At 62.1% G+C, this 24180-nt stretch carries 27 protein-coding genes; 11 read left to right on the top strand and 16 right to left on the bottom strand.

What is annotated here, in order from left to right:
- Positions 1–13: 13 nt before the first annotated feature.
- The 12 genes from BP737_RS06960 to cutA all read right to left on the bottom strand — a co-directional run bounded on the left by BP737_RS06960 (position 14) and on the right by cutA (position 10510).
- Positions 14–1810, bottom strand: coding sequence for an ABC transporter ATP-binding protein (locus BP737_RS06960; RefSeq protein ID WP_342686063.1), 1797 nt, complete (start codon positions 1808–1810; stop codon positions 14–16).
- Complete coding sequence (locus BP737_RS06955; RefSeq protein ID WP_342686062.1) at positions 1807–3621, bottom strand: ABC transporter ATP-binding protein; 1815 nt, start codon at positions 3619–3621, stop codon at positions 1807–1809. Before BP737_RS06955 ends, BP737_RS06960 begins: the two co-directional genes overlap by 4 nt.
- Positions 3622–3713: 92 nt before the next feature.
- Positions 3714–4490 carry a class I SAM-dependent methyltransferase gene (locus BP737_RS06950; protein WP_342686061.1) on the bottom strand — a complete coding sequence of 259 codons (777 nt, stop codon included), beginning with the start codon at positions 4488–4490 and terminating at the stop codon, positions 3714–3716.
- Complete coding sequence (locus BP737_RS06945; protein ID WP_342686060.1) at positions 4487–5281, bottom strand: class I SAM-dependent methyltransferase; 795 nt, start codon at positions 5279–5281, stop codon at positions 4487–4489. Before BP737_RS06945 ends, BP737_RS06950 begins: the two co-directional genes overlap by 4 nt.
- A 12-nt stretch (positions 5282–5293) precedes the next feature.
- Positions 5294–5464 (bottom strand): hypothetical protein, encoded by a 171-nt coding sequence (locus BP737_RS06940; protein WP_342686059.1) that lies wholly within the window; start codon positions 5462–5464, stop codon positions 5294–5296.
- Positions 5439–6080, bottom strand: coding sequence for an ABC transporter ATP-binding protein (locus BP737_RS06935; RefSeq protein ID WP_342686058.1), 642 nt, complete (start codon positions 6078–6080; stop codon positions 5439–5441). Before BP737_RS06935 ends, BP737_RS06940 begins: the two co-directional genes overlap by 26 nt.
- Positions 6077–7120 (bottom strand): iron ABC transporter permease, encoded by a 1044-nt coding sequence (locus BP737_RS06930; RefSeq protein ID WP_342686057.1) that lies wholly within the window; start codon positions 7118–7120, stop codon positions 6077–6079. Before BP737_RS06930 ends, BP737_RS06935 begins: the two co-directional genes overlap by 4 nt.
- Before the next feature lie 49 nt (positions 7121–7169).
- A complete protein-coding gene (locus BP737_RS06925) occupies positions 7170–8336 on the bottom strand; it encodes an ABC transporter substrate-binding protein (protein ID WP_342686056.1) in 1167 nt (388 codons plus the stop codon).
- Positions 8337–8725: 389 nt separating this feature from the next.
- Positions 8726–8980, bottom strand: coding sequence for a DUF1894 domain-containing protein (locus BP737_RS06920; protein WP_342686055.1), 255 nt, complete (start codon positions 8978–8980; stop codon positions 8726–8728).
- Positions 8977–9453 (bottom strand): DUF1890 domain-containing protein, encoded by a 477-nt coding sequence (locus BP737_RS06915; protein WP_342686054.1) that lies wholly within the window; start codon positions 9451–9453, stop codon positions 8977–8979. The genes BP737_RS06920 and BP737_RS06915 overlap by 4 nt, the downstream gene beginning before the upstream one ends.
- The gene (gene fdhD / locus BP737_RS06910) at positions 9450–10193 is read right to left on the bottom strand and encodes a formate dehydrogenase accessory sulfurtransferase FdhD (protein ID WP_292405305.1); all 744 of its coding nucleotides are present in this window, start codon (positions 10191–10193) and stop codon (positions 9450–9452) included. The genes BP737_RS06915 and fdhD overlap by 4 nt, the downstream gene beginning before the upstream one ends.
- Positions 10193–10510 (bottom strand): divalent-cation tolerance protein CutA, encoded by a 318-nt coding sequence (gene cutA / locus BP737_RS06905; protein ID WP_292405309.1) that lies wholly within the window; start codon positions 10508–10510, stop codon positions 10193–10195. Before cutA ends, fdhD begins: the two co-directional genes overlap by 1 nt.
- Before the next feature lie 236 nt (positions 10511–10746).
- Here cutA and BP737_RS06900 point away from each other — a divergent pair, with 236 nt between their 5' ends.
- The 5 genes from BP737_RS06900 to BP737_RS06880 all read left to right on the top strand — a co-directional run bounded on the left by BP737_RS06900 (position 10747) and on the right by BP737_RS06880 (position 16262).
- A complete protein-coding gene (locus BP737_RS06900; protein ID WP_292405311.1) occupies positions 10747–11895 on the top strand; it encodes an LL-diaminopimelate aminotransferase in 1149 nt (382 codons plus the stop codon).
- A complete protein-coding gene (lysA, locus tag BP737_RS06895) occupies positions 11892–13184 on the top strand; it encodes a diaminopimelate decarboxylase (protein WP_292405314.1) in 1293 nt (430 codons plus the stop codon). The genes BP737_RS06900 and lysA overlap by 4 nt, the downstream gene beginning before the upstream one ends.
- A gap of 16 nt (positions 13185–13200) precedes the next feature.
- On the top strand, positions 13201–14484 hold the full coding sequence (locus tag BP737_RS06890; RefSeq protein ID WP_292405317.1) for an OB-fold nucleic acid binding domain-containing protein: 1284 nt from the start codon (positions 13201–13203) through the stop codon (positions 14482–14484).
- A gap of 105 nt (positions 14485–14589) precedes the next feature.
- Entirely contained in the window at positions 14590–15564 is a 975-nt protein-coding gene (gene radA, locus BP737_RS06885; RefSeq protein ID WP_292405320.1) for a DNA repair and recombination protein RadA, read from the top strand.
- Positions 15558–16262 carry a phosphoglycolate phosphatase gene (locus tag BP737_RS06880; RefSeq protein ID WP_292405324.1) on the top strand — a complete coding sequence of 235 codons (705 nt, stop codon included), beginning with the start codon at positions 15558–15560 and terminating at the stop codon, positions 16260–16262. The genes radA and BP737_RS06880 overlap by 7 nt, the downstream gene beginning before the upstream one ends.
- Here BP737_RS06880 and BP737_RS06875 read toward each other — a convergent pair.
- From BP737_RS06875 to BP737_RS06865, 3 genes are all read right to left on the bottom strand, one after another.
- On the bottom strand, positions 16238–16495 hold the full coding sequence (locus BP737_RS06875; RefSeq protein ID WP_292405327.1) for a PRC-barrel domain-containing protein: 258 nt from the start codon (positions 16493–16495) through the stop codon (positions 16238–16240). The two genes, BP737_RS06880 and BP737_RS06875, sit on opposite strands and share 25 nt — an antisense overlap.
- 258 nt (positions 16496–16753) lie before the next feature.
- A complete protein-coding gene (locus tag BP737_RS06870) occupies positions 16754–16963 on the bottom strand; it encodes a histone family protein (protein WP_292386548.1) in 210 nt (69 codons plus the stop codon).
- A 144-nt stretch (positions 16964–17107) separates the two neighbouring features.
- Positions 17108–17986, bottom strand: a complete 879-nt coding sequence (locus BP737_RS06865) for a CBS domain-containing protein (protein WP_292405329.1) — start codon at positions 17984–17986, stop codon at positions 17108–17110.
- A 48-nt stretch (positions 17987–18034) separates the two neighbouring features.
- On the opposite strand from BP737_RS06865, the gene BP737_RS06860 reads away from it, so the two are divergent.
- The gene (locus BP737_RS06860) at positions 18035–19000 is read left to right on the top strand and encodes an NOG1 family protein (protein ID WP_292405332.1); all 966 of its coding nucleotides are present in this window, start codon (positions 18035–18037) and stop codon (positions 18998–19000) included.
- On the opposite strand, the gene BP737_RS06855 is transcribed toward BP737_RS06860, so the two are convergent.
- Entirely contained in the window at positions 18948–19859 is a 912-nt protein-coding gene (locus BP737_RS06855; protein WP_292405335.1) for a presenilin family intramembrane aspartyl protease PSH, read from the bottom strand. The genes BP737_RS06860 and BP737_RS06855 overlap by 53 nt on opposite strands.
- A gap of 57 nt (positions 19860–19916) precedes the next feature.
- Here BP737_RS06855 and BP737_RS06850 point away from each other — a divergent pair, with 57 nt between their 5' ends.
- The 5 genes from BP737_RS06850 to BP737_RS06830 all read left to right on the top strand — a co-directional run bounded on the left by BP737_RS06850 (position 19917) and on the right by BP737_RS06830 (position 24157).
- A complete protein-coding gene (locus BP737_RS06850; RefSeq protein ID WP_292405338.1) occupies positions 19917–20231 on the top strand; it encodes a hypothetical protein in 315 nt (104 codons plus the stop codon).
- A gap of 49 nt (positions 20232–20280) precedes the next feature.
- On the top strand, positions 20281–21282 hold the full coding sequence (gene fen / locus BP737_RS06845; RefSeq protein WP_292405341.1) for a flap endonuclease-1: 1002 nt from the start codon (positions 20281–20283) through the stop codon (positions 21280–21282).
- A 343-nt stretch (positions 21283–21625) separates the two neighbouring features.
- Complete coding sequence (locus BP737_RS06840) at positions 21626–23125, top strand: DUF2193 domain-containing protein (protein ID WP_292405344.1); 1500 nt, start codon at positions 21626–21628, stop codon at positions 23123–23125.
- 15 nt (positions 23126–23140) lie between these two features.
- Positions 23141–23356: a DUF2180 family protein gene (locus tag BP737_RS06835; RefSeq protein WP_292405346.1), complete on the top strand. Its 216-nt coding sequence runs from the start codon at positions 23141–23143 to the stop codon at positions 23354–23356.
- 57 nt (positions 23357–23413) lie between these two features.
- Positions 23414–24157, top strand: a complete 744-nt coding sequence (locus BP737_RS06830; protein WP_292405350.1) for an MIP/aquaporin family protein — start codon at positions 23414–23416, stop codon at positions 24155–24157.
- The last annotated feature ends 23 nt before the right edge of the window (positions 24158–24180 follow it).

Below are 24180 nucleotides of genomic sequence, written 5' to 3'. Positions count from 1 at the left end.
CCGGCGCCCGGTTTTACGGCGCTCCATCTACCGGCTGCGCAATCTCGACCTGAGACGCCATCAAGCGGGAGAAGGCCCCGCCGCTCTCCATCAATTCATCGAACCACCCTGTCTCCGCAACCTGCCCCTCTTCCAGCATGATGATCCGGTCGGCAGACCGGATCGTCGAGGGCCGGTGCGCCACAATGAGTGTCGTCCTCCCCCGGCTGACCTCCCTGACGGCTTTGCGAACGTTCATCTCCGACTCGGTATCCAGGCTGGACACGGCCTCGTCCATCACCAGTATGGGAGCGCCCTTCAGGAACGCCCTCGCGATCGCGATGCGTTGCCGCTGTCCGCCCGACAGCGTGGCCCCCCGCTCCCCAAGCACCGTGTCCCACCGGTCGGGCAGCGCCGTGATGAAGTCGAGAGCGAAGGCTCGACGAGCCGCATCTTCAACTTCGGCGTCCGTGGCGTCGCCGCGACCGATGCGAATATTCTCCCTCACGGAGATGTTGAAGAGATAAACGTCCTGCGGGACGTAGGCGATCATGCCCCGAAGATATTCCTGCGGGAAGTCGCGGATGTCGTGGCCGCCGACCCTGACGGAGCCGGCCGTCGGGTCCCAGAGTCTCAGCAGCAGGTAGGTACACGTCGACTTCCCGGCGCCGGAGCAGCCCACCAGGGCGACGGTCTCTCCCGGCGACACCCCGAACGTCACTCCCCTCAGCACTTCGGGCAGCTTCGGAGCATAACGAAAACGGATGTCCTCGAAATTGATCGTCGGAACGATCGGCCCTCCGGGCGGGGACGCGACACGGTCGATCACCGTGGGCTGCGTGTTCATTATGTCCATGACTCGTTCGGCCGCGGCGGACGTCTGGCTCAGCTGCCGGGCGATGTTCATCAGGTGCATGACGGGCATGAACGCCATCGCCGCAAGGACCGTGGCGGCCGGATACAACGCCATATCCATGTGCCCCTGCGTCGTCAGCCACCCGCCCAGCGCGACCGTGACGATCATCCCCGCCGCCAGCAGGGCGTCGCCGGACCCGCGCTCCAGGCCGCTGCGGCCTTCATAGGAGACGTATGCGTCCGAGTATCGCTGCTGGCCGGTGTCCAGCCGTTTTGTCGCCTGCTCCATGGCCCCGAAGGTCACGATCTCCCGGAGGCCCTGCACGCCGTCGATCACGTCCGCGCTCATCTCCCCTGCGGACGCCCGATACTCCCGGCCCTGCTCCTCCGCCCGCCGGGCGAACCAGTCGGGTACGGTCACCGCGGCAACGAGGAACGGTGCCAGTGCAATCATGAGGCTCCAGTGGATCGCCCCGATGACGAGCAGCGTGATGGGAGTCACCACGATCGCCTGCAAAAATTCCGGCAGCGTGTGTGCGATGTAGAGTTCGAGCAGGTTGACGTCGGAAAGCGCCGATCTCGCCAGATCCCCCGATCGCCGCTCGATCACGTATGCGGGCGCGAGTTTGTCGAGTTTCTTGTACAGCGCTTTGCGGATTTCAGCAAGCGATCGGAAGGCTATGACGTGGGACCAGTAGATGTTGACATTCGAGAGAATAAACTGCATGACGGTGAAGAGGACAAGCAGGGTGATCGTCATCCATTGATCGGCGATCGCGGCTCCCGTGAGCACCGCGCCCACCAGGTATGCGCCGGCCAATGCCGCCAGTATGCCGAGCGTCTGTATGATCACGCTGGCGATCCGTACTTTTTGCAGGGGCAGCCGGTATGTGCCCAGCAGGCGATCTATGACCCGGACTTTCCGGAATACCCGGCCGACGGGCAGGCTGTGATCACCGTGGTGCTCGTGGCTCATACGCATTCCCCCTCGGCCATGAGCAGAGCGTGGTAGTTGCCGTTGCAGCGGCTGAGGTCGGTGTGGGACCCCGACTCGACCATCCGACCCTTCTCCATCACGTAGATCCTGTCGGCGTCGCGTACGGCCGAGAGCCGGTGAGAGATGACGATGGTCGTCCTGTCGCGGGAAACCCGGTCGACAGCCTCCCGGATCAGGGATTCATTGGCGACGTCCACGCTGGAGGTCGCCTCGTCCAGCACGAGGACGGGTGCGCCCTTCAAGACGGCCCGGGCTATGGCAATGCGCTGGCGTTCGCCGCCGGACAACTTTACGCCCCTCTCCCCCACCACGGTATCGTAGCCCCGGGGGAGCGCGGCGATGAACTCGTGGGCCAAAGCGGTTCTGGCCGCGCTCTCCAGGTCCTCCCGGGAGGCGCCCGGCTTTGCCAGCAGGAGGTTGTCGCGTACGGTGCCGTGAAACAGGTACGTGTCCTGGGACACGACGGAATACATGGCACGCAGGTGTTCCGGCCGGATGCGCCGGATGTCCTCGCCCCCGAGCCGGATCACCCCCTCCTGAGGATCGAAAAACCGCAGCAACAGCGACGTCACCGTCGTTTTACCGCTGCCCGAGCGGCCGACAATGGCCACTTTTTCTCCGGGCTGCACGGCAAACGAGAGGTTGTCCACGGCGGGAGCATCCCCTTCCCGGTACCGGAACGTGACGCCCTCAAAGGCGATCGCCGGCTCCAGCTTCCCCGGTGCAACGGGATCGGCCGGTGCGGGGGCAGGAGGGACGGCTTCGAAGATATCAAGAACCCCCTCGGCAGCGCCCATGCCTGCAAACGAGAAGTGGATCGTCTGCCGGAGATCGGCCACCGGCCGCAGCGCTTCCCTGACCAGGAGGAGCACGAAAAGCAGGCCTCCTGCCGAGAGGCTGCCTGCATCCATGCGCAACGCGCCGATCACGATGGCCACCGTGCCGCCTATCGCCGCGATCAGCCCCAGGGGGACGCCCCAGAGGACCTCATCCTTGAGTATGCCGATCTCCGCATCGTACAGGGTGTTCGTCTTCCGGTACAGCTGCTCGCCGTGCCGCTCGCTGGCGTTGAACGACTTCAGCGTGACGATGCCCTGGATGTTGTCGACGTATTCCGCGAAGAGACGCGGCATGGCGACAAACCAGACGCGGATCCCGGACCCGACTCCCCGGTAGATGGCGAGCGGCTGGAGCAGCGAGGCGACCATCATCGCCCCGACGACGAGGCCGATGATCACGTCGACGTAGAGCAGGATCGCCATGATCGAGAGGCCTGCCAGGGACGACACGATCACCTGCGGCAGGAACCGTCCGTAATAGTTCTGAAGGGCTTCCGCTCCGTCGACGATCGTCGCCTGCACGACGCCGCTCTTCTGGGTGAGCATCCAGCCCGGGCCGAGTTCGTACAGCTTGCGGTACATGCGCCGGCGGAGCGATACGGCAATGTTGGTCGCGGCCCTGGCTGCTACCCGGTCGTTGGCCCAGATCATCGCCCACCGGAGGGCAATGACGAGAACCAGCCCGGAAAAGAGGGGAATCGATCCGGCAACCGGTTTGCCGGAGAAGACGGCTTCGATGATGAGCGCGATGATGATGCCCTGGGCTATGTAACTCGATGCGATCAGGAGGCCGAGCGCAATGACGCTCCACAGCCTGCCGTACTCTCCCCTGCCCATCGCCAGCACCCGGGGGTCGAACAGCCGCATGTGGCCGGCGCCGCTCGTCACCGAGAGTCCGCGCCTGGATTCTACCTTCGTATACTCTTCGACGATCTTCGACTCTTCAGTCATCCCGTACACCTTTCGCGCCGGACGTCGTCCGGCGAAATCACTCCGTGAGGTTGTAGGAAATGCGGGCGGCGATTACCGAAACCCGCGATCGTTCATTTCGTGCCGCAAACAGCATAGTAATTGTACTTGTAACTGATCTTATACCGAAACGGCATGTGCCTTTTCTGGATCTCGATCAGGTCGGCCAGGTTCTCCGTCCCGATACCCCGTAGCCCGGCATTCTCCATGTACGCCCGGATCGTATCCGCCGATATGCCTCTCGAGTGGGGTAACGTCGAGTTCAGCTCCGACGAATACCCGTCCTTTGATATGTCGTTCCTTTCGACGACCAGGATCAGGAAGTCCCCGATCTTCCGGCGCAGGCGCGTCTCCAGACTGCCGTCGTTCCATAAGCTGTCTACGATCGCCAGCGTTCCCCCCTCCTTGAGTGCCCGTGTCCAGCCGGTTACCGCGTTCTGGGGGTTCGGCAGCGTCCACAGCACGTGTCTGGTCACGACAGCGTCGAACGAGCTGTTTTCGAAGGGAGGGGTCTCGGCATCGCCGATCATGAACCTCGCGTCGACTCCGCGGCCGGCCTGCGCCATCGCCTTTGCTTTCGATGCGGCCCGATCGAGCATTTTTTCAGAGAGGTCGATGCCCGTCACCGTATGACCCATCCCGGCAAGCAGCAGGCTGATCTCCCCCGTGCCGCACCCGACGTCCAGCACGTTCAGCCGCTCCCCGGGGAGGATCCGCTCAAACAACGCCTTCCAGAAGGCGACCTCTTCATCGCTCTTGATGCCGTGACCGTGATAGTTGTCGTACCGCTGCGATGAGTAATCCCATCGTTTCGCGATCTCGCCCTTGATCTGGTCCTCGCTTAACGTCATGTTTCATCATCCTCGTCGTGGTTCTTCGGGGTAATGCCCGACACCAGGTAAGTCGGGTGATCATTGGCATATTTCATGTACCAGGGCAGCCGTCTTCTCTGTGCAACCCTGATCGGCTCGAGGTCGGTAACGGTGATGCCGGTCGCGCCGGCCCCGGACAGATATGCGACGATCTGCTCCTTCTCGACCCCGTGCGGGTTCGGGAGGCCGGCGCTGACGTCTTCGGTGTAGTCATAGGTAAAGGGGTTCTTACCGTACCTGACGAATCGGTAGGTGTGGTAGGTCGCCGCAGAGACCTTCGGAAGCAGGCCTTTCGTGACCCATTTGCCGTCGATGATGACGATCGTCCCGCCCGGCCTCACGACCCTCACCCATTCCCGCACCGCTTTTTCCGGGTCGACCATCGTCCACAGGACATACCGGGCGGTGACGCAGTCGAAGGTTCCGTCCTCAAACGGGAGGTTCTCCACATCGCCCTCCAGGAACCTGACGGCCGAACCGCCGGCCAGTGCCTTCTTCCTGGCGACCTCCATCATCCCCCGGCTGAAGTCGACGCCGGTGACGCTGTAGCCCAGCTCCGCCAGCAGCAGCGCGATGACTCCGGTTCCCGTGCCGACGTCCAGTATCTTCTTCGGCCCGGACCCGATCGCCCGCGATAGATTCTCTTTCCACAGGAGTCTCTCCTCATCGCCGCCCGATCCCGGCGCCGTGTCGTAGAACCGGCTCCCGTAGTCCCAGTACCTTCGCACTCCGTTCTTGACCCTTTCCGGTTCTTTCCTATCCGTTTCCATGCTATCAACTCATCATTTTCCGGAACCGCACCTTCTGACGGAATTGATCGGTATGACCTGCGGTATCCCTTCATCGTCGATGGTCACCCGGGCATTGACGCCGTAGACGTTCCGGATCATCTCTTCCGTGATCACCGACTCCGGACTTCCCGTCGCCTCAACCATCCCGTAGTTCAGCAGCACGATCCTGTCCCCGTATCTCGCAGCCAGGTTGAGGTCGTGCAGGGCGACGACCGTCGTCATGTTCGTGTCTTTTTGTGATCGTCCTGATCAGGTCGAAGAGTTCGAGCTGGTGCTGGAGGTCCAGCGAGTTCGTGGGCTCGTCCATGAGAAGGACCGCCGGTTTCTTGGCGATCGATTGGGCGATGGAGACCATCTGTTTCTGCCCGCCGCTGAGCTCGTTCAGGGGCACCTTCGCCAGTTCCTCGATCCCCAGATTTTCCAGCGCATCCAGCGTCAGCGAGAGGTCTTCGTCGGTGACCGTCCAGCTGAGCGAGTTCAGCCTCCCCAGCAGGACCGCCTCGAACACGGTCAGCGCCGCGTTGCTGGAAGAGTCCTGGGGCAGATAGCTGACGGCCTGCAGGAGATCGTCGTTTCCGTATGCCTTCAGGTCTTTCCCGTCCAGCAGGATGGATCCTTCCGGCTTCAGTATCCCGCAGAGACACCTCAGCAGCGTGGACTTCCCCGCGGCGTTCGGCCCGATGACCGCCGTGACCATCGGCTCGGCAATGATGCACACATCGTTCAGGACCGGGTCGGCCCTGTAGCGAAACGACAGGTGCTTTGCCTCCAGCTTCACCAGTATCCCCTCTTTCGCGAAAAGATCAGCCAGATAAAGAACGGTATCCCGATGAACGACGTGAGGACGCCGATGGGAAATATGATGCCGGGCACGACGATTTTACTCAGGATCGAGGCGATAGAGAGCATGAGGGCCCCGAACAGGGCGGAGAGCGGCAGAAAGAACCGGTGGTCCTCGCCCACGAGCATCCGGGAGATGTGCGGCACAACAAGGCCGACAAAGCCGATGCTGCCCACGAAGGCCACCGCTGCGGCCGTGAGGACCGAGATCAGGATAAACCCCTTCAGCCGCAGCCGCTCAACGTTGACCCCGAGGCTTTTTGCCTTATCTTCCCCCATCCGGAGCGTCGTGAGTTTCCAGGCGTCGATCATGACCACCGGGACGACCACCAGCACTATCACGGCCATGATGCCGAGTTTGGTCCAGGTGGCCTTCGTCAGGCTGCCGAACATCCAGAATACGATCGCCTGGATCTGCTCGGGGTTTCCAAGGTACTGCATCAGCATCAGCAGCGAATCGAACATGAACAGCACCGCGATCCCGGCGAGCACGATTGTCTCCGTCGACGCCCTCTTCAGCCGGGCCGCCGCGTAGATCATCATGCAGCAGAGGAGGGAAAAGACGAAGGCGTTGGCCGGGACCAGCACCGTCTCCGCGAACGGTACCACGCCTACGCCGAGCACGACCGCCAGTGCCGCGCCGAACCCCGCAGCCGACGATATGCCCAGCGTGTACGGGCTCGCCAGCGGGTTGTTCAGGATGGTCTGCATCATAGCACCCGCCATGCCGAGCGCCGCACCGATCACGACGGCCATCAGGGCGACGGGCAGCCGGAACGTCCAGACGATGGCATAGAGGGATGAATCGCTTGTTCCGGGAGAGAGGATCGTCGAGACGACGCTGTCAAGCGACAGGGAGGCCGGCCCCGTCATGACGTCGACGATAACGGCAAGAACGATTATGGACGCGGTCAGAAGCAGGAAAAACAATTTTTGTCCTGCGATCTCGCCGTATACCGACTTCGCCTCGACGTTCATGTTTTAACGCGTCTCCTCAAGACAACACGCCTCGCCCGCACACACCCTTTCAGGAATAACGGTAGACGAACGTGCCGCCGTAGTCGATGGGCATGAATCTATCGTGGTACTCCCTGAGGACCGCATCCGGGTCGACGTCCCCGAACAGGTCCGGGTAGAACCACTTGGCGAAGGCCTCCAGCGCCGCGAAGTTGTAGATGCTAAAGCAGTAGCCGTGATAGATCCCGTAAACCTCGTGATTTTTAACGGCGTTTATCGTGTCCCATCCCGGGCGCTGAACGAACCCGGTCATGGTGCTCCGGGCCACCTCCGGCGTCGTGGTGTATCCGAGCTTCAACGAACCGGGGGTAGACCAGTTCCTGCCGGTCAGTACGACGATATCGGGGTTCTGGCTGACCAGATACTCCGGGCTCAGCGCCTTGCTTGTACCGGCCAGAAGAGGTTCCGCGATGTTCTTCCCGCCTGCCTTCTTCACGATCGAGCCCCAGCTCACGTCGCCGTAGGAGATGCCGTAGTCTGAGGGGTCCTTGCTCGCACATTCGATGTAGACGCTGGGCCCGGTTCCGTTAACGGTAGCCAGGCGTGAGTACACGATGCCGGTCTGCTCGTTGTAAAAGTCCACGATCTCTCGGGCCCGATCTTCTCTATCCAGGATCTTTCCCAGCAGCAGCATGCTCTTCGTGGAGTTCACCATCGGGTCCATGTAAAAGTCCACGAAGACCACGGGGATTCCCGCCAGTTCCAGTTTGGTCAGGGCATCCGCAGTCGCATCTCCGGCCCATGTAAATTGCCAGTTATGCATGATGACGACGTCGGGCTCAAGCGAGATCACCTTCTCGATGCTGAACGTACCGTCGTCCAGCGACCCGACATCCGGGATGTCGGCCAGCTGCGGATACTTTGCCACGAACACGGCGTATTCGTCCCCGGCATTCTGCTTGATATCGTTGTCCCAGCCGACGATCTTCTCGGCGAAGCCGTCCCCCACGATCGCCGCGAGTTCGGCGGTCTTCGAGGACTCCATCAGCACGATTCGCTCCACCGGAGCGTTCAGCGTCACCGTCCTGCCTTCCATGTCCGTGACGGTCATCCCGGATTTTTCCGGGCCGTCGGCAGGTTTATCGAACGTATTTCCGTATACGAAAAACCCTATCGCAACGACGACCACAACCATAATGCTGACCGCTACGACCGTGCTGTAACTGATTTTAACCATGAGATCTCCACGATATCGATTGACATCCAGTCGTTATGGGGCCGGACGATCTGCTTACGATCTGCTCGTTTTTCCTGATGTAGGAGAGAGCGGGTATTAAAAATTTTGATATTAATATCAAAACAGGTTATGAATATAGCATTAGATGTGTTTTAGTGGTACATACCCGCTGATTATTTTGATAGGACAAATAGTTTTAATCTAACGGGGAAGTCGTCCAAAGAGGCCTGCAAACCTTTGCCACGCCTTGATTGGAGCACTCGTACGTCATCTGTCCGGGCCTAAAGAGGAGAAAATGAGAGATCGACCATTATCCCGGGTTTACGCCTTGCGGCGCTCCGGTTCTCTTCCTCCGGAAGCATCGCATACCGCCACGCGGGTGAACCTGCTTACTTCCTCTTCCGCAGCCGCGCGATCTCATCGCCGCCCGGAACCTTTACCACAAACGTCCCATGGCAAGGCTTGGTGTAGGGGAATATGAGGTGCTCGCCCTCCACGCCGACGTAGAGCGGCGCGACGCCGATGATGTGGACGTCAAATATCTTGTAGCCCGGCTCGACCTCGTAATACTCCCGGACGTTCTTCTTGATATACTCCCGCGCCTCCCGGAAAGAGGTCTGGGAGAGAACGACCTCGGGTTTCATCGCTTCGAGACAGCCGCCCATTGCATCACCTCGTTGAGTCTCCGCTTCAGCGGCATGGGGTTGTGCACGGCTTTCGCCGCGACGATCTCGCAGGGAAACTCGATCTCGCCGGCAAGCTCCTCCGCGTGCTCCCCGAAGATGAGCGCATAGAGTCGCGCCTTTGAGATGTAGGCCATAGTACCTGCGTAGGCGACTCCCGAATCATTGTGGATGAAGACGAAGCAGAGGTCGAAATCCCGTTCTCCCCCCGTGATCTCGTCGATCATGTCATCGAGATCGGTCACCTCGTCCAGGTAGTATCGACCCGGGTCGGCCACCTCCATCAGTTTTCGTGCCGCCGCCGTCCCGGCAACCACCGGCCGGACGCCACGCTGCTTCAAGCCGTATGCGAGGTAGAGCGCCACACTCGTCTGGACGGGCACCTGCGGGCACCCGAGCAGGATCAGCGCCGTTTTTTCGTCGTTCTCCGTCATGATCTCTCCAGTGTTCTCAGGACCTCGGGCACCCGTTCCGGGTGCGTGTAGATCGTGAACCGCTCTCCCCGCGAGAAGCAGACCAGCGTGATCCCCGCCCGCTCTGCCGTCTGGATGCCGCGGTCGGTCGAGGCGGCGCGGGAGACGATGACCGGGATCCCCGCGTTCGCCGCCTTTGCAACCATCCCCGCAGGCTGCCTTCCCGTACACCCGAGGATGCAGGTCGAGCGGTCCAGCCCCCGGAGGGCCGCGTAGCCCACGACCTTGTCGACGGTGTTGTGCCTGCCGACGTCGCATGCCCGGGTGATGAGTTCGCCGTTGCAGAAGAGGACCGAACAGTGCACGGCGCCGGTCTTTTTCCAGGTATCGGACTCGACCGCCGCCGTGACTGCACGGATACCGTCCGCCGTGACGGTGATCGACGAGGCGACCGGTTTGGGCTCGCCGAGCACGCGGTAGCCGCCGGACGACTCCACCTCCAGCCGGATCTCCTTCCCGACCGGGGCGGTGATGTGCACGTCCTTCCCGGAGACCTCCACCGAACTGATGGTATCGGTCAGCCCTTCGCAGATGACGAACCCGGCTGCGAGGTCATCGAGGCGGTCGGGGCTTGCCACCAGGGTCGCGAGGTACTCCCCGTTCAGGAAGAGCCGGACGTGGTCTTCGAGGGTGATGTCGTCGTGGACCTCGTGCGCGCCGCCACCCGTCACCTGAATCCCGGTGCGACCGACGGTCTCCATCAGGATGTCTCCTCCCGGACCCAGTCCAGGTACGGGGCGTAACCGCCGACGATGGGTATGGCGATGATCTCGGGGAGGTCGTAACTGTGAAGTCCCCGGACCCTGGCGATGAGCGGGTCGAGCAGGCGGTACTGTGTCTTGACGATCAGGAGTTGTTCCGGCTCGCTGGAGACCCTGCCCTCCCACCGGAAGCAGGACCGAACAGGGGTAACGTTCACGCAGGCGGCCAACCGGGCATCGACGAGCGCCCTCGCCATCGTCTCCGCTTCTTCGGCGGGGACCGTGCAGAAGACTACAACATACTCCGGGAGAACCATGATGTTATCTTCGTAGCGTCCGTATTTAACCGTTCTCCGGCGCCCGGGCCGAGGGGCCGGAGCCGTGCAATGACCCCGGCTTCGGGGATGTCGCCGCCGCGCGTGGGTTCGTATGCGGGACGTGGGTCCCATTGGAGGTCCGGATACGGCGTCGGGCCGTAAGACCGCAACGTGTCACCGGTCCGCGGGGCCCGGGCAAGAAATTAGATAGGGTTCCGTGCGCAATACTCAGGGTAATGTACGCAAGACGCATGGATCACCTTCCCCCGTACCTTTTTGCACGCATTGACGCGATGAAAGAGGAGAAAATGCGCCAGGGTGTCGACGTCATCGATCTCGGCGTCGGCGACCCCGACCTCCCCACTCCGCCGCACATCGTGGAGGCGCTCTGCACCGCGGCCCGTGACCCGAAGAACCACCATTACCCCTCCTACACCGGCATGCTCGCCTACCGCGAGGCGGTGGCAGAGTGGTATCGCGGCCGGTTCGGGGTCGACCTGGACCCGAAGAAGGAAGTGCTCGCGCTCATCGGGTCGAAGGAAGGCATCGCCCACATCGCCGAGGCGTTCGTCAACCCCGGCGAGGTCGTCCTCGCCGCCGACCCCGGCTACCCCGTCTACAAGACCTCCACCCTCTTTGCCGAGGGAAAGGTCTACGAGATGCCCATCCGGGCGGAGAACAACTTCCTCCCGGTGCTTGAGGATATCCCCGCCGACGTGGTGAAGCAGGCGAAACTGCTCTTCATCAACTACCCGAACAACCCCACCGCGGCGACGGCGCCGCTCTCGTTCTTCGAGGAGGTCGTCGAGTTCGCGCGGGAGCACGAGATCGTCGTCGTCCACGACAACGCCTACTCCGAGATCACCTTCGACGGCTACCGGGCGCCCTCGTTCCTCGAGGCCGACGGCGCCATGGAGGTCGGGATCGAGACGCACTCCCTCTCAAAGACCTACAACATGACCGGGTGGCGCATCGGCATGGCCTGCGGGAACCCGCAAGTAGTCGCCGGGCTCGGCCGGGTCAAGACCAACGTCGACTCGGGTGCGTTCGACGCCATCCAGCACGCTGCGATAACCGCGCTCACCGGCCCCCAGGACTGCGTGCGGGAGGCCTGCGCGGTCTACCGGGAGCGCCGGGACGCGCTCGTTCGGGGACTCTCCGAGATCGGATTCGACGTCCGGGCACCGAAGGCCACCTTCTACGTCTGGGTGCCGGTCGACGACTGCATGGCGTTTGCCGCAAAACTCCTCGACCGGGCCGGGATCGTCGCGACTCCCGGAGTGGGCTTCGGCCGGAACGGCGAAGGGTTCGTCCGGTTCGCCATTACCCGGTCGATCGAGCGGATCAACGAGGCGGTGGACCGGATGCGGGGGCTCGGCCTGTGATCCTCCCCTCCCACCTCTCCGTCAGGAACGGCCGCCTCCGGATCGGCGAGCACGATACGGTTGACCTTGCCGACCGGTTCGGCACCCCGCTCTACGTCACCGACGAGGAGCGGATACAGGACAACTTCCGCCGCCTTTCGGGCGCCCTCACCGCGCGCTATCCGAAAGTCCGGGTGCTCTACGCCGCAAAGGCGAACGGCAACCTTGCGGTCTTCCGGACCCTCGCATCGATGGGCGCCGGGGCCGACGTCTTCTCCGCCGGGGAGGTCGCGCTCGCCCTCGCGGCGGGAATGCCTCCTGCGTCGCTCCTCTTCAACGGGAGCTCAAAGACCCCCGCCGACCTCGCTCTTGCGGTCGAGAAAGGCATCCGGGTCTCGGTGGACTCGCCCGACGAGCTCCGGCAGCTCGATGCCGCGGCCGGGGAGGCGGGAAAGACCGTCGATATCGCGTTCCGGGTCAACCCGGCGATCGACGTCCCCACCCACCCGAAGATCGCCACCGGTCTTGCGACAAGCAAGTTCGGCATCCCGGCGGGGCAGATCCTCCATGCCTACCGGGAGGCGCTCTCGCTCGAGCATACGAACCCGATCGGCATCCACTGCCACATCGGCTCGCAGATCCTCGCCGTGGAGCCCTTCGCCCATGAGGTCAGGGTCCTGATCGACGTCGCCCGCGACCTCATCGATATCGGCGTCGAACCCTCGTTCATCGATATCGGGGGAGGCCTCGGGATTCCCTACCGCCGGGAGACCGAACGGGCCCCGACGCCCGAAGACTACGCAGAAGCGGTCGTGCCGGTCTTCCTCCGGGGCATCCGGGAACTCGGGATCGAGCCCGAACTCTGGGTCGAACCGGGCCGATGGCTCGTCGCCGACTCGACGGTCCTCTTAACCCGGGTCAACTCAGTCAAGACCGCGCACAAAACCTTCGCGAACGTCGACGCCGGGTTCAACCTGCTCGTCCGGCCGACGATGTACGACGCCTACCACGAGGTCGTGGCGGCAAACAAGGCGGACGCCCCCGCCGCACGAGAGTACTCCGTTACGGGGCCGATCTGCGAGACGGGTGATATTCTTGCTAAAGATCGTCTGCTTCCCGAGCTGGCGGCCGGGGACATCATCGCGGTGCTGGACGCCGGTGCCTATGGGTTTGCCATGTCGTCCCAGTACAACAGCCGCCCCCGGTGCGCCGAAGTGCTCCTCGCAGGGAAGAAGGCGGCCCTGATGCGCCGGGCCGAGACGATCGACGACCTGACCGCCCCGATGGTGAGACCCTCCTGGCAGGCGTAAGGCCGGAGCGGCTGCCGTGAAGTTCCACTATCTTCTGGTCGACGACCTCCTCTCAGAGAAGGAGTTCGAGCACCGGGTTCTCGATAAGGTGGCGGAGTCGGGGGACCTCCTGGACGAACGGACGGCGGCGATGCTGGTCGTCAAAGAGATCGGGCGGGCGCACGTCCGGATACGCGATCTCGCCGCGTCTCCGAGCCTTGTCTGCTTCTTTGCAAAGGTGCTCGCCGTCGAGGGACCCCGGGAGTTCGAGCGGCCCGACGGCACGGCCGGCCTCGTCGCAAACGTGATAGTGGGCGACGAGACCGGCAGGGCCAGGCTGACACTCTGGGACGAGAAGGCCGGCGGCGTCCAGGAGATCGAGGCAGGAGACGTGCTCGAGATCCTCGGCCGGCCGAAGGGCGGGGGAAAGGTCCCCGACGTCACGGCCGTCGCGGTCCAGGAAGCGGCGTGCGAGATCGCCTGCGCGGAGACTGAACCCTCGGTACTTCCCGGACCGGGAGAAGATCTCGAAGTCAGGCTCATCGCCGTCGGGAGCCCGCGGACGTTCAGGAGGCGCGACGGGAGCCCGGGAGAGATGATCGATGCGGTTATCGGGAATGAAGACGGCATCTTCCGGCTCGTCGCCTGGGCTCCTGATGCCCTGCTCGGGGTCGAGGCGGGAAGAAGCGTCGTCATCCGCGGCGCCGTTCTCCGGGAGAGCGACCGGGGCGTCGAGTACAGCCTCGGCGAGTCGGCATCCGTCTCGTACATCGACCGGGAGATCGCCGTCCCGACGGATGCCGTCGCGGACGTTGAGGAAGGAGGGACGTATTCGCTCGCCGGCACGGTTGTCCGCGTGCAGCCTCCTCATTCGTTTGTCACCCGGAGCGGAAGGACGTCCAGTGTCCGGAACCTTCTCCTCGCCGACGAAACCGGCGAGGTCCCGGTCGTCGTCTGGGGCGAGAGAGCAGACGAACTTCTGGCACCCGGCGACCGGATCGAGGTCTACAACGGTGCGGCGAAGCGGGGGCGGTACGGCGACCTCGAGGTGCACCTCTCGTGGGGAAGCGCTCTCGTCGTCCTCGCAAAAGAGGAGAAAGACGTGGAGGTAGAAGGGACGATCATCGCCACCCGGCAGGGGACCGCTCTTGAAACCGGCGACGCCTGCTACCTCCTCGCCGGGCCGTTGCCCGTCGGCTGCATGGTGCGCGCGAGAGGAACCGTGCATCGGGGCGTGATCACTTTGGACCACCTGGAGCCTGTGATTCCCGATCGGGAAGAACTGCAGCGCCGTCTGGATCGTCTCTCCCGGAAACCCTGATCCCGATCTTCACTTTCACCCCGCACGGCAAGCGACCTTTATGTCTCCCGCTATAGACTCTTAGTGTAACACAACAAGACCACGAGAGATCAAGTGAGGAATGAGATGTCAGAGATTGATCTTGAAGATTTACCCGGTGTCGGGACCACCACTGCCGATAAACTTCGCGAGGCCGGATACGGAACCGTTGAGAGCATTGCAACGGCCACAACGTCGGATCTCGCCGAAGCGGCCGAGATCGGCGAAGGGACCGCAAAAAAGGTGATCCTCGCCGCCCGGAAGATGGCGGATATCGGAGGCTTCAAAACAGGCCGGGATATCCTGGATAAGAGAAAAGATATCAAGAAACTCAAGACGCTGGTCCCCGAGTTCGACGAACTGGTCGGCGGGGGTCTTGAGACGCAGGCGATCACGGAGGTTTACGGAGAATTCGGGTCCGGCAAGAGCCAGATCGTCCACCAGATGGCCGTCAACGCCCAGCTCCCGGAGGAACTCGGCGGCCTGCACGGGGGGGTCATCTACGTCGACACCGAGAACACGTTCCGCCCGGAACGTATCGAGCAGATGGTCAACGGCCTCCCGGAAGAGGCGGACATCGGGCCGCTCGAGGAGATCCTCGAGCGGATCCACGTCGCCCGGGCGCACAGTTCCGATCATCAGATGCTGCTCCTCGAGACCGCCCGGGAGCTCGCAAACGACCTCCGGACCACCGACTACCCGGTCAGGCTCTTCGTCATCGACTCGTTGACGTCGCTCTTCCGCTCGGAGTATGCGGGGCGCGGCACCCTCGCCGCCCGGCAGCAGAAACTGAACCGCCACATGCACGACCTCCTGAAACTGATCGACGACCACAACGCCGTCGGCCTCGTGACCAACCAGGTGATGTCGAACCCGGCCGTCCTCTTCGGCGACCCCACGAAACCGATCGGCGGCAATATCGTCGGGCATACCGCAACCTTCCGGCTCTACCTCCGTAAGAGCAAAGGGGGCAAACGGGTCGCCCGTCTGGTGGACAGCCCCAACCTCCCCGAAGGTGAGGCGGCGTTCATGGTCGAGCAGGCGGGGCTCAAACCGTGCTGAAGGCACTCGTTACGGACGTCGACGGCACCATCACCGACCGGCGGCGGCGCATCAACACCGCGGCCGTCGAGGCCATCCGGACGCTCGTCGACGCCGGGATCACGGTGGTGTTTGCAAGCGGCAACATCGTCTGCTTCATGGACGCTCTCTGCAAGATGGTCGGGACGGACGGGACCATCATCGGCGAGAACGGCGGCGTCTACCGGAGGGGGTTTCCCGGCACTCTCCGCATCGCCGGCGACAGGGAGGCCTGCCTTGCAGCGTTTGAGGAACTCAAAGACTATTTCGCACGAAAAGACGTCGAACTCGAACCTTTCGGCGCACATTACCGGTTCGCCGATGTGGCCTTCGCCCGAAACATCGATCCCGACGAGGCAAAAGCGGTCATCCGTGACCGCCGCCTCCCCGTCCGCGTGCTCGACACCGGGTTTGCAATCCACCTTCAGGCGCTCGGCGTGAGCAAGGGGACGGCGATGCGGGAACTCGCCGGCGAGATGGAGTTATCCCTCGCGGAGATACTGGCCGTCGGGGACTCGGAGAACGACATCGAGATGCTCAAAGCCGCCGGGATCGGTGTTGCTGTTGCAAATGCCCCGGCAGAGACCCGCTCGGCGGCGGACCTGGTCACCGAAAACGCCTACGGGGACGGGTTTGTAGAAGCGGTGAAAAAGTATTATCCCGATCTCTTCAGCAGGTAGCGGTCGACCACAATATAGTCTTTTATGTCCTTCACCGACTCAAACGGCACGAGCATCCGATCCCCGTCCATCCGGTAGCCGTCCGTCCTGAACGTATCGTCCGGTTTGACGATCAGGTCGACGACCTGCCCCGTGCTGAGGTCGATCATGATGTTCTTGATAACGCCAATGAGCATGCCGTCGTTACTCATCACCCGCTTTCTCGCAAGGGCGCGACTGAAGGTTTTACTCATACAGAACCGTGGGGTGTTTGTACTATATAAACATTCCAAATACCCCGAAATCCCGAAAAAACCCGATTAATGGATTTTTCACCGGGAAGAACGTCGCTGTCGCCCGGGTTCAATCGTTCCGGGGGCTGCAGCCGCATATCGGCCGGCGCGGAAAGGCCGCGAATCGCACCCGTACCCCGTTGTTTGACGCACAATGCCAGCGGACGACCCCGCAGAGAAGGCTCTTCAAACCGGACCGGAAAAGAGAAAGTAGGGTTTTCATCTTACGGTCTCGGCCGCCATCCGGACATCGGTGGCCTTGACCGTCTTTCTGCCCGCATGACCCGCCAGTTTGATCGCTTCTTTCGCGATCCTCGACGCGTACTGTTCCATCAGTTTTGCAAGCTCTTCGTTGGCATCGGAACTCACCCGCTCCGCGCCGGACTTTTTCACGATTCTGCCAACGGGTGCCAGAGGTATATCAGTCATGATCTCATTTCCCCCTTTTCATTGAGTTCTGTGCAATGTACTCTCACACAGAACTCGTTTGACAGAAGCACCATAGGTGCTCATATATAAATAGTTATCTGTCACCAGAGGGGTTCGAGGGCGAAATTCAGAACGGGGAGGGTATCAAAGTGAGGGAAAGACCCGAATAATATCGGTCTGAGTAACAATCCCGATGGGCTTACCGTCCTCGACCACAATCAGCCTCCCGATCTCCCGTTCCTTGAACCGGCCCACGAGTTCGTAGAGCCGGATCGACGACGGCGCTTTCACCACATCGGCGGTCATGACTTCTGAGGCAGGCGAATCCAGCGTCAGGCCCTCATCCAGGCCCCGGGCGATATCGCTCAACGTCACGATGCCCGCGAGGCGGCCGTCCTCCATCACCGGCGCCCCGTGAATGCGGTGCGTATTGAAGAGGCGGACGGCATCCCGGAGGGTGGCGGAGAGCGGCAGGGTCAGGAGCGGTGTGCTCATATAGTGCTTGATCGACTGTTTCGGGAGGGATATCATCTCCGAGACGCTGATCAGGAGCGCCTGCAGGTTCTCGTCCATCCCGTAGACCTCGCCGCGGACAAGCAGTTTGTTCACCGGCGTGGGTCCGATCGAGACCATATCCCCCACGCGGAAGAGTTTCACGCTCCCGATGATCCTGACCTCGGCATGACAGAGGTCCGGGTGGCAGAGTGTGGTAAAATCGAGCTCCGCGACCCGTACACCCTTCACCTTCTCGCCGTCGCGGAAGATCGGCACCTCGAACTGGTGATCGAGGTCCCCGAGGTTCAGCTCTTTGTACGCACGTGCCGTCGGGCTGTAGCCGCCTTTGGGGCCGGGCACACCGTCGACAAGCCCGAGCGCCTTCAACGCCTGCATCTGGTTGCGGACGGTGCCGGGGTTGCGCTTCAGCACATCCGCGATCTCCTCACCCTTTATAGAATGAGAAGACTGATGATATAGAGTAATCAGGGTTATCAGGATATCCTTCTGAATGGGAGAGAGATCCATAATCATCAGTCATGATACGTTGTTTATATACATTAGGTTGTGCGTACCGTGGAGTTTGAAACTATCCCGACCGTTCCGACGGCTGATGAAGTGCTCGATCGCAGTCTTCGCAGGGCGGCAGCCAAAAAGAAGTTGAAGACCAACGTCGACCGGGCGAACGAGGAGTTCGTGAGAGCGGCTGCGAAGTCAATCCACGACAAGTTAAAAAGCGCTGTCAGCTCGTTCCCGAGTTTCGAGCGCCTCCCTCCCTTTTATCAGGAAGTGGCCGATATCCTCGTCTCGCTCGACCGGCTGAAGCAGTCCCTCGGGGCCGTCACCTGGGCGGCCGACCAGGTCTGGACCATCGGGTCCGGATACACCCGCAGCATGCGGTCCGCAGAAGATACGGACCAGAAACGGCGGCAGGCCGTCGCCCGAATCGCCTCAATCGTCCACCAGGTGGAAGACGACCTCGCCTTTCTCAACGAAGCCCGGAACATCCTGCGGAAACTTCCGCACGTGACCGAGGGGGAGTTCACCGTGGTGGTGGCGGGGTTCCCGAACGTCGGAAAATCCTCGTTTATCAGGTCCGTCTCAACGGCGGACCCCGAGATCGCCGCTTACCCGTTCACCACCAAGGGGGTCATCGTCGGTCACCGGGATATCGGGAAACGCGACCGCATCCAATTCATCGATACGCCCGGCGTCCTCGAACGGCCGGCGGACGAACGGAACCCTATCGAGCGGCAGGCGGTAAGCGCCATCATCAACACGGCCGACGTCGTGCTCTTCATTCTGGACGCAAGCGAGCACTGCGGCTACGCGCTCGACGACCAGCTCCGGCTCCGCGACGAGATCTCCCGGCTCGTCGACGTGCCGGTGGTGACGGTTGTAAATAAAGCGGATATCCGGGGGCTCGAAGGCTGTCCGGCGATGTCCACGCTCACCGGCGATGGCGTGGCGGCGGTGCTCGACCTCCTGCTCACATACCGAAAGGAAGCCACGAAAACGAGCCTGCGAGAGCCGCTCCAATGATAAAACCTGCAATCGCGCCCCCGTTTAAGAAGGGGAGCCCGGCCTGAGGCTTTCCTTTGTTGACAACATAGAGGAGCACGGCGAGGCCGGCAAGGGAGCCTGCCATCGCGCCGATGGTCGGGGCGGAGAGGGCCCCGACGACGGCGGGCGCACCCGCAAAGACGTGCGACGACGCCACAAGAATGGAGGGCATAATGAGGTCGCCCATACCCATGACAAACGCGCCGCGCTCCTCCCCCTCACCCATGCTGATGCTCTCGCGCCGGAACGAGTAGTCCGCCCGCTTCGGCACCACGACCATGATGGGGGCTTTCGTCGCGAGAACCCCTTCGGCAAGCGTGATCATGTGTTTTGTCCGGTAGACCGAGATGGCATCGTAGACCGCGAGCAGCACGAGCAGCACGAGCACCGGCAGGATAGCGAGAGAGACCCCGAAAATGGATGCAATGCCCGCGGAAAGCAGCACCCCGAGGATATCGACGACATACCATTCCGGGTAGAGGTAGAGGAGCGCCGTCGCCGCTCCGGCAACGGCGAGCGTCCCGACGGCCGCGGCATCGGTGGGCCCGAGCGCACGCAGGAAGAGCGCCCCGAATATGTAGAGGAACGTCAGGAATATGGAAGCGCCGATGAGGACGGAGATGAAACGCCGCCCCCCCACCCGGATCAGAAGGAGCAGGAACAGGGTGAATGCGAGCAGTATCCCGATGAAGATCAGGGGGTTTGCAACCGACTCGGGGTCTTCAAACGCCACAAGCCCCGCCGCCTGCATGGGGCGGATGAGGACGATGACGATGATCTGGACGGCAAAGAGCATGATGGGCATCCCGAGAAACGGCAGCCAGTCGCGTATCTGCATCACAAAACTCCATTCATTATAGGTAGGTTAATTAATGCATCCTCATTACTTTAAATTATGGAGTTTCGCGAACTCATCGGCGACATTGTTCTCACCATCGTGATGGTGGTCTCCACCGTCGTGCTGGTGATGCGGTTCTGGCAGGACCTGATCATAGCGGTTGCGGCGACGCTTATGATGCTCTCACTCGGGGGGCTGCTCATCTCTCTCGGCATAAAGATTCTGAGCCTCGAGAAGAGCGTCGTGCAGCGAGAGCGCACCATGCGCGTGAATATGGAGGAGATGGGAAAGACAATGAGCGCCAAGTACGACAATACCGTGAGTCATATCGAGGAGATCGTCGACGGGCTCTCCCGGCGGATGTATCGGTGAACCGGATCGCCAACTTAATGGTCTCTCCCCCTCTCATGAGTAGGTAAGCATGGGCGTTGCTATCCGCGATATTCTGGCAGACTGTAAAGAGACGTTGACGTGGAGCGATCTTTCCGGCACCGCCGCGGTGGATGCCCACAACGCGCTTTACCAGTTCCTCTCGATCATCCGGCAACCGGACGGCACCCCGCTGATGGACGGTGCCGGAAGGATCACCTCGCACCTCTCCGGCATCCTCTTCCGGACGGTAAACTTCCTGGAAAAAGGCATCAAGCCGGTCTACGTCTTCGACGGAAAGCCGCCGGAGTTCAAGCAGGAGACGATCGAAGAGCGGCGGGCGGTCCGCGCCAGGGCCGACGAAGCCTGGAAGGCGGCGCTCCGGGAGGGGGATATGGAGGAGGCATATAAGCAGGCGAGCGCATCCGCCCGGATCGACAACCATATCATCGCGTCGTCCTGTGAACTCCTCGACCTGCTCGGGATCCCCCGGGTGCAGGCACCGAGCGAGGGTGAAGCGCAGGCGGCCCATATGGTGCAGAGGGGGAGCGTCGCCTACGCGGTCTCGCAGGACTACGACTCGCTCCTCTTCGGTTCTCCGGTGCTGGTGCGGAACCTCACGGTCAGCGGCCGGCGAAAGACCAGAGGGCGGACGATTACGGTGGAACCGGAACGGATCGTCCTCTCCTCCCTCCTCGACCGCCTCGGCGTTACCCGGGAGCAACTCGTCGAGATCGGCATCCTGGTGGGCACGGACTTCAACCCGGGCATCCGGGGCGTCGGCGGCAAGACGGCCTTGAAGATCGTGAGAAACGGTGAGTTTGAGTCAGTGATCGCGGAAAAACAGCCCGATTTTGACCCGGAACCGGTCCGGGACTTCTTCCTCGACCCGCCGGTCGCCGACGACTACACCCTCGAGTGGAGGCCGCCGGATGTCGGGGGGGTTGTAGAGATGCTCTGCGGGCGCTACGACTTCTCCGAGGAGCGGGTCGAAAACGCTCTCGCCAAGGTCTCGACGAAGGCGACGCAGAAGACGCTGGACGCCTGGTTCTGATACGCCCGAGCAGACCCGATAATCGGAAGACTCGCTCTATCTTTGGATATGGATTTTCCCCGAAGACACAAGAGATATATGCGAGGAGGACGCAGTATCTCGATTGACGGGTCTCTACCGGTATTTCGAAGAGGATAGAGGATGCGAGGACCAACAGTGAGCCGATGTATCCCTAACTACCGTTCAAACGTTCCTGACCGCAGTTAACCGCGGACTTCCCGGATCATCAGGCCCCGTTCCGGGATTGCGCCAGCATTTGTACCCCCCTCGCATCGGAACCGTTCTGTCAGATCCGGCGGCCCCGCAAGGGACCGCCGTAAGGAGAATCAACAGGTGACTTCGTATGAGAGAACTCTACGAGAAGATGATAAATGAGGCCATGGCCGCCCAGCGGGCGGACGTGGATACGGTAAAGGCAAAACGCGGCCAGAAGTTCGTCATAGAGGACACGAAACCCTACGTCGACGTGGCCAGGAAGATGACGGCGATCGGCGACCAGAGCCGGGCGGTCATCGACCTGCACAAGAACTCGGTGATCGCGCACTACGAGACCCTCAAGGGCCTCACGACGACGGTCCGTCCCGAAGACGACCCGTTCGTCGAGCATTATCAGACACCCGTGGTGCTCGAGGTCCTGAAAAGTCAGGATGAGGCGTTCGCAAGAAGCGTCGATACTTTCGTGCAGGCAATCGCGGATGCGGAGGCCCGGATCGGCCTTGAGGCGGTGCGGCACTACGGCGGGTTCTACGGCCCCACCTGCGTCGTCGACTTCGCTCTGATCCCGGGGAGCACGAGCAACGTGGTGAACCGGGTGCTGCAGAAGACCGATATCCCGGTCGAGCACAAGCGAGCGATCCTCGCCGCCAAGTCGTGGGGCATGAACACCTCCTACGGCTTCGGAGACGCCTTCGCCCATGCCCTCGAGGCGAGGGCCACCCCCACTGAAGCGACGGCTAAAGAGATCGCGACCATGCAGAAGATCTACCGCGAACCGGTCGAAGCCCAGGCGGAGTTGATGGATGAGGCCGGGATGACCTCCTTTGATCAGCGGAAGTACATGAGCGAGTACCGGCGGCGGATGGAAGCGACGATCAAGGCTGCAATCGACGACGGCGTCCACTACGGCAACATCCTGACCATTCCCGCCTACGGCGTCGGCGACGTCGCCCACCACATCGCGCAGACGACCTTCAACATGTGTAAGGACGACGTCGTGATGGCGGTGATCGAGGCGGTCACCGGGGTGATGGAGTCGACGCTCAAGAACTCGCTCGACTCCTACAAGAGTTACTGGGACGTCCTCTCGGTCGCAACCGGAGCATCGGCGGCTGCAACCGAGTATATCCTCCAGCTCGACGCGTTCAACGCACCCATGATCGTCGACCTGCTCACGAAAAGGTTCCACAACTACGTCCAGCGCTACCCGGCCAGGGGAGCGGCGGCAGAACTCCATAACTGCGACTTCATGGACATGATCTATCGCGGCTGGAAACTCCTCGACAAGGCACAGCGGAACGCAAACGGGTCCGGTGCGGAATTGGTCCCCAGGGTCGGCAGTTACCCCGTCGACCTCTCGCCCATCCGCGCAAACGAGGTGCTGATGAACCCCCAGCGCTACGCCTATGCGGCCTGTGCGATCTCCGTCCGGTTCTCCGCCCTGATGCGGCTTGCCGACTACCCGTGCCTCCTGACGAGCGAGCCCGTGACCGCGACGATGATGACGAACATCATCGCCCTCGAGAAGGACAAGGCGGCCGCCCCGGTGCGGGCCTGCAAGAACTGCGCCACGGCGTGTCTGGTCGACCAGCGGCAGCGGTACTGTCAGTGGAAAGAGGCGGTCTAGGAGGAATGAGTCGCCATGAAGTGCTACTACTGCGCCCTTGAGGGGAAGGAGAGCGAGGCGGTGGCGATCTGCATCGTCTGCGGGATGGGGCTCTGTATGGACCACGCCATCCGGAAGGACGTCGATGTCTGGGAGGGAGGCTACCCGCTCCCCAGCAGGCGTGTGAAGGCTCCGCTGCCGCGGATCCTCTGCCCTGCGTGCTATGCCGCCCTGTATGAGAAAGGGAAGTAAAGCACACCCCGGACCTTCTTGGCCGAATCTCCAAGCACACACCTATCCGGTGATATCATGACCGCATCTCTTGGAAAACGATTCGTCGCCGAAGCCGTCGGCACATTCATCCTGGTTTTCTTCGGAGCCGGTGCAGCCGTCGTCACGCTGATGCTCGCCGCGGGAACTTCGCCGCCGAACGCCTTCAACGGCGGAATCGGGGCGCTCGGAGGGCTCGGGGACTGGCTCGCCATAGGACTTGCCTTCGGTATCGCCATCGCGGGGGCCATCTATGCCCTCGGGCGGGTATCGGGGTGCCACATCAACCCGGCGGTGACGATAGCGCTCTTTGCGACCCGGAGGTTCCCCGGACGCGATACGGGCGCGTACATCGTCGCCCAGTTCATCGGCGCAGCGGCTGCAAGTCTCCTCTTTGCCTGGACCGTCGGCCCGGACGCCGTCACTATCGGGGGCCTCGGGGCAACGGCCCCCTTCCCCGGCATCGGCTACCTGCAGGCGATCGTCATCGAGGCTATCGGAACGTTCCTCTTAATGTTCGTCATCATGGGCGTTGCCGTCGATGAACGGGCCACGCCGGGCTTTGCCGGTCTCGCGGTGGGCCTTACGGTCGCGGGCGTCATCACAACGATCGGGAACCTGACCGGCGCATCACTGAACCCCGCCCGTACATTCGGGCCGTACCTCGGCGACTGGCTGCTTGGGGGATCGAACCTCTGGGCATTCTTCCCGATCTACATCGTCGGCCCCATCGTCGGTGCGGTGCTCGCGGCGTTCCTCTACGACTACCTCGCCGGCGAGTAACCCAAACCCTACTCCTCTTTTCG

Origin of the sequence: Methanoculleus sp. UBA291, from assembly GCF_002499755.1 — an archaeon.
GTDB lineage: Archaea > Halobacteriota > Methanomicrobia > Methanomicrobiales > Methanoculleaceae > Methanoculleus > Methanoculleus palmolei.
The sequence above is the reverse complement of the archived record's forward strand: the minus strand, read 5'-3'. Positions and strand labels throughout refer to the sequence as shown.